Origin of the sequence: Bacteroides sp. AM16-24 (assembly GCF_003471885.1) — a bacterium.
Lineage (GTDB): Bacteria > Bacteroidota > Bacteroidia > Bacteroidales > Bacteroidaceae > Bacteroides.
The window spans coordinates 1-15162 of sequence record NZ_QRKI01000013.1 but is presented as its reverse complement, the minus strand read 5'-3'; the positions used below and the strand labels follow the sequence as shown (position 1 = coordinate 15162).

Genomic DNA, 15162 nt, shown 5'->3' with positions numbered 1-15162 from the left:
TTTATTTTTTAAATAGTGACTTTACAAAATCAGTATTATTTCCCCAACGTTTATTGGGAGACTTTCCTAACTCCAGAGTCAAATCTCCACCTTGCATGATTTCGTCATAGCTCAACCAGCTTCTATTTAAGATTTTGCCGTTTAAAACTGCTTTCTGAATATAGAGGCACTCTGCATCAGGACGATTTACATGGATTTTAAATTCCTGTTGAGAGGTTGGATGCAATGTGACCGTATCAAAGACCGGAGCACTTATCCAATAATAGGGTACACCTGGGCAGACTGGAAATAATCCTATGGAGGACAGTACAAACCAGGAAGACATGGTTCCTGCATCGTCATCCATTTCTTTCAAATATCCTCGTGGGATGGTAGTGAAGATTTTACCAATATAAGGTTTTTCCCATTTTTCATGTGTCCCGTAATAATTAGTGGTAGGTTCAAGTAATATCTGACGGACTAACTTTTGCGTTTTCCATGGTTCCCCAAGGTAATAATATAGAAATGGAACATGTATATCAGGTTGATTCCCCATGTTGAATAAATTATTCTCAAAGAAATAATCTAATTCACTCAAAACCTTTTTCTTGCTGCCCAAAGTAGAAATCACCCAATCGAAATCATGAGGTACGAACCAACGGTATTGCCATATAGTACCTTCATACAAACCGTCACCGTGCATTATATCTGAAGTAGAACCAATGTTCTTAAATTTCTGTAACCATATTGGCCTATAGTCTTTAGAACGTGAAGAGAATTCTTTTTTTAACTCTTTATTACCCATTTTCCCTGCGAGTTCGGAAACTCCCCAGAAATCATATCCTCGTTCCAATGCTTTGTCAGGTGAATCATTGGAGATGTCTTCCGCCTCTTTTAGCATCAATGGAAGTAGTTCATCGAGAGAACCATCAAACATTCCTTTTTGCAATGCATCTAAAATCGTGATAATAGAGTGCTCTGTACGTGTTGTCAAAAACGGTTCCGTTTTCGTTGCAGAGCGGGGCTTACCTTGTTTGTATAACTCTGCAAGTGAGGAAATCATCTGTTTGTATTCTGTGGGACAAACAATAGACAGCAGAGGATATTTTGTTCGGTAGGTGTCCCAAATGGACCAACCATGATAATAGGGTAACTGCTGGTTTTTATATACTTTTCCATCACTTCCCCTGTAACTGCCGGAATAATCATTGATTGTGAAAGGAGTTTGGCAAGCATGATAGAGCCGTGTATAAAATGATGTCTTTAAGTCTTCATCAGGAGTCTCTACTTGTATGTGCCCCAATAAATTTCCCCAGTTGGCACGTGCATTGGCGCGTACTTGCTCGAAAGACAGGTCCGAGCATTCTTGTTTGAGATTCGCTTCAGCTTCTTCTGCACTGACGGAGGATAATCCTATTTTTAGTATAATTTGTTCATTAGGCTCTGTCTGGAACTTCCATAGCAATTCAGAATCGTTGTTTTCCGGTTTACAGGCAGATTTATCTTTCTCAATATAATAATAAAATTTGTAACTACCTAAATCGCAAGTGCAGGCGGAACGCACGAATCCCCTTACTGCATTGTTTCCTACAATATTATGCTCTTCGGCGATATGTTTACCATAAGAATGTTTAAAATCTATTTTTATGCCTGCTGCCTCTGTAGACGGATAAGTAAAACGATAGATAGCGGCAGTCCTGCCTGTAGTAATTTCAACTTTAAGCTGATTATCTAAAGTTATGCTATAATATCCAGGAACTGCTACTTCCGAAGCTTTATTCATCTTTTGGGGCTTGCATGATGTTCCGACAAAAGGTGTTATCAACAGATTTCCTCCGACACCTATGCAACCTACTCCAGACATCCTAGTCTGTGAGAATCCCTTTAACTGCTGTGCTTGATAATCATAACCTCCATTTCCACGAGGCATCGTTTCTGGTCCCGGTTTAATCATTCCAAACGGAATGGTTGCGGATGGGTCGGTTTGTCCATGATCATCGGAAGTGCCAATGAAAGGATTTACAAAAGAGGTTTGTTGAGCTTGAACCATAGAAAGGGACAAGCATAATACTAATATTACACTGAAGTATTTCATATTAAATGTTTTATAAATAAAAGAGGGTTTCAAAAGAAATGCAAACTCTTAAAACCCTCATTTTAGAAAAGTAGAATCAATCTTTTAGTCCAGGAACTATCAGGAGTTCATTATCTGGTATCGGGAAATAATAGAATTCTTCGCTTAATGTTAAATTGGGATTTAAAGAAAGCTCGGCTGCATCTCTATAATTTTTTTGCAAATGAAGAATCTCATGTCTTTGCATGGTAAAGAAACGCCCCATACAGCTATGTTCCATACCTGCGGTTTCCCACCGTCTCTCATCCAGAACAGCTTTTTGGAAGTATGCCTTAGTTACATCCTTTGAGATGAGTGGGACTCCTGCTCTTTTTTGTACTCTCCACATGCAGTCAAATGCTAAATCATCAATATTCTTGCTTCCATAAGCAACCGCTTCAGCATACAGTAGTAAAATATCAGCATATCTAAATATCATTCTGGTTTTCCCGCTTGCACTTGAAATCCCTTTAGTTTCGTAATACCCGTCATTATAATTAAATACCCAGTCCGAGCTTTCTATGTTCTTCTTCCAATAAGGATGTTTCTGATTGGTTGCGGGGTCATCCCAATCCAATAAAGGATAACGTCCTGTTTCCGGATTACGTTCCTGTCCGGTCATCGTCACTTTAGTCAAGAACCAGGCATCTTTACGTATTCCTTCCGGCATACTTCTGAAAAATTCCAATTCAACCATATAGTCACACCATCCACCGGACTCCTCGGGTAATTCGCTTTTAGGACCAGAGAAATAGTTTTTTGTTTTGTTATGGAACTCTCCGAATACTATTTCTTTGGAGTAATTAGCCTCCGGTTCTTTAGTCAATGTGCGTATATCCGGCTCTAATATATAACCATAAGTAGCTTCATTCTCAATAATTTCTTTATATTTTGCAGCTGCCTTATCATAATATTCTGCTCCCTTTTTCAGAGGCCAGCCTGCTTCTGTCATATATACAGAGGCTAACAAAGCTTTTGCAGCGCCTTTGTTAGGAGCTACATTGATTCCGTTCTGAAAATAGGGTGCTATCTTATGATTATCCGGCAACATTCTTTCTGCCGTTAATGCATCCGATTCTATTAATTCATATATTTTCTGCACATCTGCTTTGGGGGTATTGTAATCTATCTCATTCTCTGTAACCAGAGGTATACGTCCCCAAATACGTACAAGCATAAAATAGTTTAATGCTCTCAGGAAATAGGCTTGTCCCAGTCTCGGCTCCAGAAAAGATTTCTCAACCGGTGTTCTTTCTGCATTATTAATCACATAATTACAAGCTTTGATTGTCTGATAATAGAGTTGATACATTTCAAGAATATCAGTGTTTCCTGAATTGAAATTAAACCGGTCATATTCCGAGAAACGCGACTTATTACCACCACTATGCGCTGTCACATCATCTGCACACCACACATAAATAGCTCTGAAGACGCGGGCGTTAGTCTGGTAATATTTGTTATACATTCCAGTTATAGCCATATCCAAATCTTCCGGACTTGAGAAGAAAGAAGAAGGAGTAAGCTTGCCACGAGGGTCTTCTTCTAGGAAATTGTCACAAGAGCATAAAGCAAATAATAATATGCTATAAATCAATATATTTTTCATTTTACATCTATTTTATTGGTTAAACTAAAATGAGAATCCAAGCCCCAAAGTAAATGTTCTTGGCAATGGGTATGAACCGCCATCAACGCCTGCATTAATGTCACTATTACCTCCATTGCTTGTGATATCCATTGTTCCTTCCGGATCATATCCTGTGTAAGAAGTGATCGTAAATAAATTTTGAGCACTCAGAGAGATTCTGACATCTGCAAATTTTGTTTTTGCTCTGGGAATTGTATATGCAATGCTTACATTCTTTAATCTTAGATAATCAGCCTTTTCGAGATATTGGGCAGTTTCAAATCTGGAATTGATTGTTGAACTAAACGGATTCGGTATCTTTGTATTTTGGTTTTCGGGGGTCCATCTGTTATAATAACCTTCTTTAGAGGTGATGAAACGTGAATCACTGATACCTTCATTGGTGAGATAGCGTGATAAATTCAAACGGTCAGCTCCTAGTGAACCCTGGAAGAATAAGTTGAAATCTAAATTCTTCCATTTGATAGTATTGCTCCATCCTAATATTACATCAGGAAATGCCTGCCCGATAATATCTGCATCATCAGATTCCAATTTGTAATTCACGTTTTTCTCTTTAAATTTATTATCTCCTGGTTTTTGTCCCCATTTAGCTGCTTCGTCTGCTTCGTCAGTGCGCCATAAACCTTCCCAAATGTATCCGTAGATGCTACCTAGCGGTTTTCCTACTTGCAGTACAGCTGTATTGAGAGAAGCTTGGTCTAATTTTGTTCCCGGATGCAACCTCGTTTCATCTCCTAAGCTGACGACTTCATTCTTTGAGTAGGATACATTGAATGTACTTTCCCATACTAAATTCTTGCTTTGAATGGGGATTCCGGTTAAGGAGAACTCAAGACCTCTGTTTTTCACTTCACCAAGATTTACCCAAGTGGTTCCTCCGCCATCATAGTAAGGTATAGGTTTCTTCAGCAATAAGCCCGTCGTATTCTTTTGATATACGTCTATATTTGCCAGAATTCTGTTATTTGCAAATGCCATATCTAAACCTAAATCATATTGAGTGGTTTTTTCCCATGTCAGATTGGGAGTGGCAGGTCCGGAAACTCCGTATCCGGGGTAATCACTTGTACCTCCCCAACCATACTTTGATTCAGCTAAAAGTCCTAAAGTAGAATAAGCACCAATAGCTTGGTTACCGGTATTACCCCAGCTCATTCTCAGTTTCAGGACATCGAAGATATTGAGATTCTTTATAAAAGATTCTTCTGACATTCTCCAGGCAACGGCAACTGATGGAAAATTCCCCCATTTATTCTTACCTTGGAATTTGGAAGAGCCATCCCGTCTGATAGTCGCGGTCAGCAGATACCTATCCTTGAACTGATACATAGCACGTCCCATAAATGAAACCAATGAAGAGCGTGAGAATGAATTGCTGAACAGGTTCATATTTCCTAAACTCAAATTCCAGAATTCAACGGATTCTGTTCTTAGATTGGCGACTTCATTAGACAACCCTGTAGTTGTTGATTGTGATAACTCCATTGCTCCCATGAGGTTCAACTTATGGTCTTTCCATTCTCTCACATAGTTTATTTGATTTACATTATACCAGTCAAAACTGTCGTTCTGATTATTGTTTGCAGAATTGTTCTGAGCACGTAAATCGTTTGCATTGGATTTCATCCAACGATTTTTGTAGTCTTTGTAATGAGCGGCACCCTGGAAATTCATACTCAAGCCTTTAACAGGTAGTTGCACCATAAACTGTAGATTTGCAGCTAGGTAGTTGGTGTAGCTTTCATCCAAGTCCTGAGTCAATCGACCATAAGGATTGTCCTTGGTTGAGTTGATATTATCTCTCAGCCAGTTTCCTTCTTCATCTTTCAATTTTAAAGTAGGGCTATAGGTAATTGCATCTGCTATAATGGTTCCAACTCCACCACGCGGACCGTTTTTATTTGTTTTCCGTCTTACGGCATTCATATCTAAGTTCATCTTCAACCAATTAGTGACGTCGGCAGTTATGTTAGACCTTAAACTGAATTTCTGGCTTTTCGATTCCTTCAAAATACCTTCTATGTCCATCATATTCATAGATACTAAATATTGAAGTTTCGGAATACCTCCTGAAATGGATAGTTTGTAGTTCTGGGTGTGAGCTGTTCTAAACATTAAATCCTGCCAATCCGTACCACCATTCTTTTTCCACTGGTTGATTTCATCTTGAGAAAAGAAGTCTTGAGTTGCTCCTTTTTCCCGACGATATTCATTGTAAAATTCGGCATACTCGCTTGCACTTAATAAATCCAGCTTTTTAGCAATAGTAGATATTGATTGTTCTGTCTCCAGATGGATATTTGTCTTGCCTTCAGCTCCTCTTTTGGTAGTAACTAATATTACTCCGTTTGCACCGCGAGAACCATAAATAGCAGTTGCCGAAGCATCTTTCAAGACTTCTATTGATTGTATGTCATTTGGAGCCAGATTGTTGAATAAGTCTGTATTAGGTACTCCGTCCACAATATAAAGTGGGGAATTTCCACCATAAATGGAGTTTGCACCGCGTATACGGATTTGGGTACTCTGCTCCGGTGCACCGGAATTTGTTATGACAACAACACCGGGGATTCTTCCGCTTAAAGCTTGATCCAGTCGCGTCATTGGTTGATCCTTTATATTCTTTTGTGAAATGGAGGATACCGAACCTGTCAGATCTGATTTCTTCACGGTTCCGTAGCCGATTACAACCACTTCGTCAAGCATTTCCATGTCTTCTTGTAGAACAATGGCAATATGCTTACCGGTGACTTTTGTGGTTTGAGCTTTATAACCGATGAATGAAATCTGAAGAGTGTTTCCTTGTGAAGCCTGAATGGCAAATTTGCCATCTATATCTGTAATCGTACCTATTGATTTACCTACTACACTGACATTTGCGCCTATAACCGGTTCTCCTTTTACGTCAGTCACTATTCCTGTTACTTTTTCCTGTTGCTGCATCCGGTCCAACAGACTATTATTTTTCGATAAAATGATATAATCGTTCTCGAATTTATAGCCAATTCCTACTTCTGCCAACGTTTCTTTCAAATACGAAGATACCTTAGCAGATTTGTTTTGTATAGTAACCTGACGATTGGTATCTATTTCGCGATTGCTATATACAACTAAATAATCTGTTTGCTTTTCTATTTCTTCTATTAACTGACCTACAGATATAGAATTAGAAGGAAAGGAAATGATTGAATTTTGTGCTTCCGTATTTACTGCCAGTAATTGGAATGCACAAGCGAATAGCAAGAATAAAGAGATTCTCATAATTCTAAAATAATCTTTAAAGCTTTGATTTTGGACAATAAAGAGTGATAACAAAGGATTTATTTTCATATCTTTGTATTTAGAGTGAATACTAAAAAAAATGTTTTCTGGTGTTTACTTTCTCCGGGCGACAGGTGGTGGTGTACTTGTCGCCTTTTTTAATATAATTCTATGTCTTCATATGGATAATATATTAAAGGTTAAACAATCGTATTATTTCAAGGTGATCACGTTCTTCTCTTTATTTATTTCAATCTTAAAATGATGTATTTTCTGAATGGTATATAAGATCTTTTCTATTCCATCCCTTTGACGGAACTTACACGTATAGCAAATATCTTGTAATTTGGGATTTGCGATATTGATTGTGACATCATAATATAATTCCAATTTGCGAACAATCTCGACCAAGCGTTCATTGTTAAAACTGTAAATGCCGTTTCGCCACAACAGCATATCAGGATTTTTTATATTACTGACTGTCAACTTCCCATCTTGTGCGATGCTTTCTTCATTAGGTCTTAATATCACTTGTTTACTCTTGTAGAATACTTGAACAGCACCTTCAATTAGGCTTGTCTTTATTTGTTTTGTATCCGGATAGCTGTACACGTTGAACTTTGTTCCTAATACTCGTATTTTCGCATCTTGAGCAGTCACAATGAAAGGTTTTTCTTTGTCTTTGGATACTTCAAAGAAAGCTTCACCCGTAATGGAAACAATTCTCTCTTTTCCATAAAAATGTGAGGGATAAATCAGGGTGGACTGGGCATTTAGCCAGACAATAGTACCATCTTGTAGAGTTATGCAAGCACGTTGCCCCGCCGGTACATATAAAGTATTGGTTTGCGCTTGGAGGTCATCTTGCAGCTGATGTGACATGTGCCAAACGGATAACTGATATGTACTTATAATTAGGATGAGTATTGCTGCTGCATATTTCATCGTTTTCACTAACCAAATATGCATTTTTTTGCTTCTTATCCGTTTCAGAAAATGTTGATAGCCTGTTTTTCCTTCTTCCTTATCTTCTGTGTGAGAAGATAAATTCAGTAACGCCTGCATATTCTGATACTCGGCAAACTGCTTTTTCAATTCCTCGTTTTTTTCTATCTCACGAAGAAGTAGCAATCTCTCATTGGCTTCCAGACCATTTTGGAAATATTTTAGTATACGTTCATCCATCTTTTTATGACTTAATTCACAATATAGACGGATGTAGAAAAAGAATCCGCTAAGAGAAAATCATTTTTTTATTCTGCTTACAAATAATACAGGAAGATAAAGAGTGGAAAGTAGTCTTTTAATTCATTTCGTAGTTTCTTATAGGCAATCCCCATCTGAGTTTCAACTGTATTAATTGAAATATTCATCTCTTCTGCTATTTCTTTTTGTTTTTTGCCTTCCAGCTTACTTTTCAGGAATATCTCCCTACATCTTTCAGGGAGTGAATTCATTGCTTTAGAAAGCAATTGTTCTACATCGTCTTTTTCAAAAATCCCTTCATCTAATTCTCCTAAAGAATAATATTTTATTTGTAGGGTCAATCTATACTCTTCTTGCATTTTATCTTCGATTTCTTTCTGCACTATTTTATGTCGGAGAAAGTCGATGCATCGGTTTTTTATAGAAGTAAATAAATAAGCCAGGATATTGATAGGTAATGGCAATAGTTCTTTTTTCTCCCAGAAATCGAGGAAAACATCTTGCACTATATTCTCCGCATCTTCATCCGACAAGACATATTCTCGGGCAAAACGTTTCATTTTTGAGAAATAAGAAAGATAAATCTGTTCAAAATCAATATGTTGTTTCTCTAGTATCACCTTTCATTTTTTAGATTACGGGAGCAAATATAATAAGTTTAGAATGATAAGCAACTCATAAAATGAGTTTTTTCTCTTATTATCCTTTTTAGGAGTAAATTCTAATTTACTTAATTGGGGTCAACAATAGTGAAACAACTGTGCTGATTTAAGGCTAAACCGACTAAAACAACTGGCCTATAACTAGAGGAGTATTACAAGGAAAAAGGCTGTATTTCCTTAGAAATCAGCCTTTTTCTTTGTGGACCAGCCTGGGCTTGAACCAGGGACCTCCAGATTATGAGAACGATAAGATGATATTCTGCGATAGCTTGTTATCGCAATTTTTATTGAAATTCAACCAGTTACGTATTTCTCTATTTCCTATGGAACTCACTAAATCCCCCTAACTGAAACCGTTTGTTTACGCATTGTTTACGCAGAATTAGGGAGTGAATGTTGCCATCAAATCCATTTGACTATAGCATCTCAGCATGTAATGTTAATTAATACCTCATATTTTACCCAAGCCTTGGAGTTGTCGCAAATAATTTATAATTTTGCGACAAACAGAACGTGATGGCAAGCATAGAAGAGAATATTTTGACAGCTATTAAAGCCAAAGGAAGAGGAAGCATCTTCTTTCCTTCTGATTTTACGTCATACGGTGAAGTAAAGGCTATTGGCAAAAGTCTTGAACGACTGACTGCAAAAGGTGATATCATCCGTTTGGCAAGAGGTATATATTTATATCCTGAGATTGATACGGTCTTGGGACTTGGCATATTGATGCCATCCATAGAACAGATTGCTGAGATGATAGCCCGCAGGGATAAGGCACGTATTGTGCCGACTGGTATTTATGCGCTGAACAAATTGGGTATATCTACTCAAGTGCCTATGAATATTGTTTATCTGACAGACGGTGCACCACGCAAGGTAAGCCTTGGAAATGGTCGTTCGATACAGTTCAAATACACGACTCCCAAGAATCTTTCATTCACAAATTCACTTGCAATGCTGGTTACGTTTGCCCTAAAAGAAGTAGGGAAAGATAATATAACCGACGATATAGCCAAGCAAATTAAGAATGTGCTTCAGAAAGAGCAAAAAGAGAACGTGCTGGCAGATGAGGCACTTATGCCAGCATGGATAAGAACCTTTACAAGACAAGCGTATGAATAATTATTTCCAACTATCCAAGGAACAACAGCAAATGGTGTTTACCCAAACAGCCAATAAAACAGGCTTGCCTGTACAAGCTGTAGAAAAGGACTTATGGGTAACGGCAGTATTACAAATGGTATTCTCATTACCTATAGCAGACCATCTTGTATTCAAGGGCGGAACATCTCTTAGTAAGGTATGGAAAGTGATACGACGTTTTTCCGAAGACATAGACTTGGCCATTGACCCGTCCATTTGGGGATTTGAGGGAGATTTGACGAAAAAGCAAATCAAACGGCTACGTAAGGCTTCTTCCATCTTTGTGCGTGACGAACTTTGCCAGTCATTACAAAGGGCGGTTACTGAAACAGGTATGGAGAAATGGCTGTTAGTGGAAGCTGCCCCTGACGGTGAAGGTGATGGGACATACCCGGAGCCAAGAGTGATACACATTCGTTACAGGTCTCTTTTCGATGAAGATTTACCTTATTTGCATTCAGAGGTAAAACTGGAGGTTGGTGCTCGTTCCTTGCTCGAACCCACAGCAGAAGCAACGGTAACAAGCATTGTAGAAGACGCATTACCTATTAGCACGATAGTTAAGCAGGTTGTGATACCCACAGCCTTGGCAGAGAAAACATTCTTAGAAAAGGCATTTTTATTGCATGAACTTTTTTCATCTCAAACTTCAAGAGAAGCCAATCGCAAATCCCGCCATCTGTATGACTTGGCACAAATGATGAGCACTGACATTGCGACACGGGCGATTGCCAACGATGAACTTTGGAATACAATCCACCATCATCGTGAATTATTCACAAGCATGAGTGGGGTGGATTATACTCCCGACATTCGCAAACGCATAAGGTTGCTACCTCCCGATGATGTTATGGACGATTGGTACAACGATTACAAGGACATGCAATCGTCTATGATATATGGAGAGAAACCATCGTTCGAAGAATTGATAGAAAAAATGAGAGAATTAGAAAATCTATTTCATAATACTAAACACTAAAAATATTGATAAAATGAGATATTGTTTTTCTGGTCACGAATCATTTCCTTGTAAGTCTATGTGGCTAAAGAAGGGATATGATTATTTGGTTGACCGTAATAGATTTACAGACCCTGATGCTGTCGTAAAACTCGGTGTCGGCAAAAACATGGTTCAATCAATTAGATTTTGGCTGAGGGCATTTGGTCTTTTGAATGATGACGAGGCAACGGAGATTGCTCATTATCTCTTTGATGATAGAGATGGAAGAGATCCTTATGCCGAAGATAACGCCACCCTATGGATTCTTCACTATATGTTAGTAGTGACAGCGGTTTCAAGTATTTATCGTCTGTTTTTTGTTGACTTGCAACGTGAGAAGAAAGAGTTTGATAAAGAACAAGTTCTTTCATTTATCAAAAGAAAGTGCAATGTACCTGAACAAAAAAACGTGTTTAATGAAAATACTGTAAAGAAGGACATAAGAGTGCTTTTGCAGAACTATCTTGCACCGACAAGTCCGAAAGGATACGAAGAATATGCGAGTATTTTGTTAGAATTAGGTCTTCTCCGTGAGAACGAAGGAAAGTATTCATTCAATGAAATTTCTATAGAGCAAGTTAATCCTTTGATTATTCTATTTGCATTGGTTCATATAGCCGGAGAGGACAAAACAGTTTCTTTTGATAAGTTACAAGAACTATCATTGATATTCTGCATTCCCACTTCTTCTTTCTTGATGGTAGTACGCTCGCTAAGTGAACAATACCCCAAAGAAATTAGCTACACAGATAATAGCGGAATTAGAAATGTACAATTTCTCCAGAAATTAAATATACTTGAAGTGCTGAATAGATATTATAACAACGATGAAATTTAATTTATCTATAAACATAAGCCAAGGCGTGAGCGATAATTTCAATTACATCGTTACGCCCAATGCACAAAAGGTGTATGGCAATATAGTCGATAGCTTCCAATCAGGAATTCACTCATTCTTGATAATTGGAACATACGGAACAGGAAAATCTAGTTTCCTAATGGCTTTAGAACAAGACCTACTCAACAATAAATCAAAATTGGTATCGGAAAGAAGCGTTTTTGCAGATGCCAAGAGTTTTGAGTTTATGAATATCGTAGGAGACTATTCATCTCTTTCGACGTTGTTATCAAAGGAGCTGTCAATTGCTCCTTCCGATGATAGCAAAAACGTTTTTAGTACACTGACAAGGTATTTGATAAAATTAAAGGATCAGAATAAATTCTTGTTTATTTTCATTGATGAATTTGGCAAGATACTTGAACATGCAGCCAACAATAATCCAGAAAAAGAACTATATTTTTTACAGACATTAGCAGAGTTTGTTAATGTTTCATCTCGAAATGTAATACTTATTACCACACTTCACCAAAATTTTGGATCCTATGCTCACAAACTTACAGAAACTCAAAGAAATGAGTGGTTAAAGGTAAAGGGGCGTTTTAAAGAATTGGTTTTCGCAGAGCCAGTAGAACAACTATTGTTTTTGGCAGCCGAAAGTCTAACCAAATCAAAGACAATGACAGATAATGCCAAAGAGAATTTCCTTGAAATATTTTCGTTGGCAAAGAAAAATAAAATCATATCAGAGTCGCTGACAGTCAGAACGTCTAAGATGCTATATCCATTGGATGCGGTAGCTGCTTCATGCTTGACACTGGCTATTCAACGGTATGGGCAGAATGAGAGAACACTATTTTCTTTCTTGCATGACACTGCATCCAACTCAATAAACAGTTTTCTCCCAAATGACACAACGACTTATAACTTGGCTGTTGTCTATGATTATGTCATATATAACTTCTACACAGCTTTGGCGGAAACAAATCTTGACTCTACCAACTGGCGTGCTATTCGTGTTGCCATAGAACGAGTAGAAAGCGGAATCATTAATAAGAACAACATCGATGATGCACTTAAAATTGTTAAGTCTATCGGTTTGCTTAACTTGTTCTATAATGGTGTGGTCGTTGATTTAGCATTCTTGGAGACTTACGCTTTAAAGGCATTGGGCATAAAGAATCCAAGAGGTATTATTGAGAAATTGACCGCGAACAAGATTATTCGTTTTGCTGCATATAAATCTCAATTCATTTTATTTGAGGGTACAGATATAAATATTGAAGATGAACTATATAAGGCAGCCACAATTGTACCTGTACCAAAGTTGGTCGCAGCAGAAATTGCTCCTTATGTAAAGAAAACCGTTGTCGTAGCATCTGCCTCATACTATAGGACTGGAACTCCTCGTTATTTCCAGTATGTAGTTTCTAATGAACCATATGATGTAGAACCAACAGGTGACGATGATGGCTTTATAAACCTGATTTTCCCTTTAGAGGATATTAAAGATTGCATATTGAAGTTGTCTGCGAGTTCAGGCAAAGCCATAGTCTATGCCTACTTTAATGATACAGAAAAAATTGTCAGACACCTATATGAAATAAAGAAGCTGCAATATCTCCTTGATAATGTGGTGTTGGAAGACCGAATCGCAAAAGGAGAGATACTTAAGCAACAGTCCTTTGAGGCGCAATTACTTAATGAAGCTATTAATAGTTGCGTTGAAATGCCCAATGGTCAGGTTGAATGGTTTTTCAATGGAGAACAACAGATAATAAAGAGTCGAAAAGATTTCAATAAACTTCTGTCTACTGTTTGCGATGTAGTATATAATGAAACACCTATCATCAGAAATGAATTATTTAACAAGCAGAAAATAAGCTCGGCAATTTCTTTGGCAAGAGTGAACCTGTTAGATGCAATGATTGAGCATTGGCAAGAAGAAGATTTTGGATTTTCTCCAACCCAATATCCGCCTGAGCGTACTATATACAATACATTGTTTAAGAGTTCCGGAATCCATCGCCAAAACGAAGATGGATTGTGGATCTTAGGAGAGCCAATTACTCCAAATCTTCAATCGCTATGGACTGTTTGCTCTGATTTTTTAGCAAAAAGTACAGAGAAAGCCTTTAAACTGTCAGATTTAGTAAAGACATTAAAAATGCGTCCATACAAATTGAAACAAGGTGTCATAGACTTCTGGTTGCCCATCTTTTTATTTGTAAGGCAACAGGAGTTTGCGCTTTATAATGGCGAAACATTTGTTCTGAATATTAATAAAGAATTGTTTGAGCTATTGCAGAAACGCTTGAATGACTTTACGATAAAAGCTTTTGATGTTAACGGTATCAAATTGGAGTTATTCAATAAATACAGAGAATTCCTGAATAAAGAGCGTGGAGAAACCATAACATCCAATTCTCTTATGGATACAATCCGCCCATTCTTCAACTTTTATAACGGCTTGAACAAATATGCCAAGACTACTCGTAAATTTGATTACGATGTGACCGCAAAATTTAGAGATGTTTTAGCAACAGCAAAAGACCCATGCAAAGCATTTCTTGAAGATATACCAGCAGCTTTGGGCTACAATGATTTTCATAATGAAGAATTTGCTGCTCAGTATTTGCAGCTTATCAAAACCGCTGTTCACGAATTGGTTATCTGTTATGATTTGTTTATAGATCGTATTGAAGATGCTGTGGTAGGATATTTAGGACTGCCTCACGACTATATAAAATATAAAGAGATTTTGGTTCAGCGTTATTCAAGTATAAACAAAGGATTGTTAACAACTAAATCTAAATCATTTTTGGATAGAGTCCTTGCTCCATCTGATAATAAGCGTGAGTTTTATGAGAAAATAGGTTTGGTGGTATTCGACCGTAAAATAGAATCTATAGAAGATAAAGAAGAAGCTTTGTTTTTATCGAATCTTACACACTTGTTTGGAGAACTAGAACGATATACAGCGTTCAATGAAGTTAATAATGAAACTGACGAAGTGGCATTTAACTTTGAATTGGCGACTAGCAAAGGTGATTTCAAATCAAGTAGGACTTATCGTCTTCCTAAAGTAAAACTTGCAGAAGTTGCAGAAATTGAAAATAGGATACAAACACTATTATCTGGTAACGATGAGCTAGATGTTTGTATATTGCTCAAAATGTTGAACGAAAAATTGCGATAAATATGGTACGACACATATTGGGTATATCAGGAGGCAAAGACAGTGCAGCATTAGCTGGAAAATCCAGTGTAAGCTGCCCCCTAAAACCAAGCGATTCTACCCCCTTA

General features: G+C 37.5%; 9 protein-coding genes. 4 read left to right on the top strand and 5 right to left on the bottom strand.

The genetic code is table 11. The annotated features are described in order from the left end of the window. Position 1 precedes the first annotated feature (1 nt). The 5 genes from DW182_RS14985 to DW182_RS14965 form a co-directional block, all read right to left on the bottom strand. Positions 2 to 2074 carry a glycoside hydrolase domain-containing protein gene (locus DW182_RS14985; RefSeq protein ID WP_118296016.1) on the bottom strand — a complete coding sequence of 691 codons (2073 nt, stop codon included), beginning with the start codon at positions 2072 to 2074 and terminating at the stop codon, positions 2 to 4. Between the two features lie 76 nt (positions 2075 to 2150). Beyond that, positions 2151 to 3701: a RagB/SusD family nutrient uptake outer membrane protein gene (locus DW182_RS14980; RefSeq protein WP_118296015.1), complete on the bottom strand. Its 1551-nt coding sequence runs from the start codon at positions 3699 to 3701 to the stop codon at positions 2151 to 2153. A 24-nt stretch (positions 3702 to 3725) separates the two neighbouring features. Next, positions 3726 to 7007: a TonB-dependent receptor gene (locus DW182_RS14975; RefSeq protein WP_158580809.1), complete on the bottom strand. Its 3282-nt coding sequence runs from the start codon at positions 7005 to 7007 to the stop codon at positions 3726 to 3728. A 213-nt stretch (positions 7008 to 7220) separates the two neighbouring features. Next, positions 7221 to 8192: a FecR family protein gene (locus DW182_RS14970; protein ID WP_118296013.1), complete on the bottom strand. Its 972-nt coding sequence runs from the start codon at positions 8190 to 8192 to the stop codon at positions 7221 to 7223. Positions 8193 to 8269: 77 nt separating this feature from the next. Next, positions 8270 to 8833: an RNA polymerase sigma-70 factor gene (locus DW182_RS14965; RefSeq protein WP_118296012.1), complete on the bottom strand. Its 564-nt coding sequence runs from the start codon at positions 8831 to 8833 to the stop codon at positions 8270 to 8272. Between the two features lie 558 nt (positions 8834 to 9391). Here DW182_RS14965 and DW182_RS14960 point away from each other — a divergent pair. Genes DW182_RS14960 through DW182_RS14945 form a run of 4 tightly spaced genes read left to right on the top strand, consistent with a single transcriptional unit; the run spans position 9392 to position 15055 of the window. After that, positions 9392 to 9997 (top strand): DUF6088 family protein, encoded by a 606-nt coding sequence (locus tag DW182_RS14960; protein WP_004323950.1) that lies wholly within the window; start codon positions 9392 to 9394, stop codon positions 9995 to 9997. Beyond that, complete coding sequence (locus tag DW182_RS14955) at positions 9990 to 10997, top strand: nucleotidyl transferase AbiEii/AbiGii toxin family protein (RefSeq protein WP_118296011.1); 1008 nt, start codon at positions 9990 to 9992, stop codon at positions 10995 to 10997. The genes DW182_RS14960 and DW182_RS14955 overlap by 8 nt, the downstream gene beginning before the upstream one ends. A 13-nt stretch (positions 10998 to 11010) precedes the next feature. Then, entirely contained in the window at positions 11011 to 11856 is an 846-nt protein-coding gene (locus DW182_RS14950) for a DUF4007 family protein (RefSeq protein ID WP_007841917.1), read from the top strand. Continuing rightward, complete coding sequence (locus DW182_RS14945) at positions 11846 to 15055, top strand: ATP-binding protein (protein WP_004323945.1); 3210 nt, start codon at positions 11846 to 11848, stop codon at positions 15053 to 15055. The genes DW182_RS14950 and DW182_RS14945 overlap by 11 nt, the downstream gene beginning before the upstream one ends. Positions 15056 to 15162: the final 107 nt, after the last annotated feature.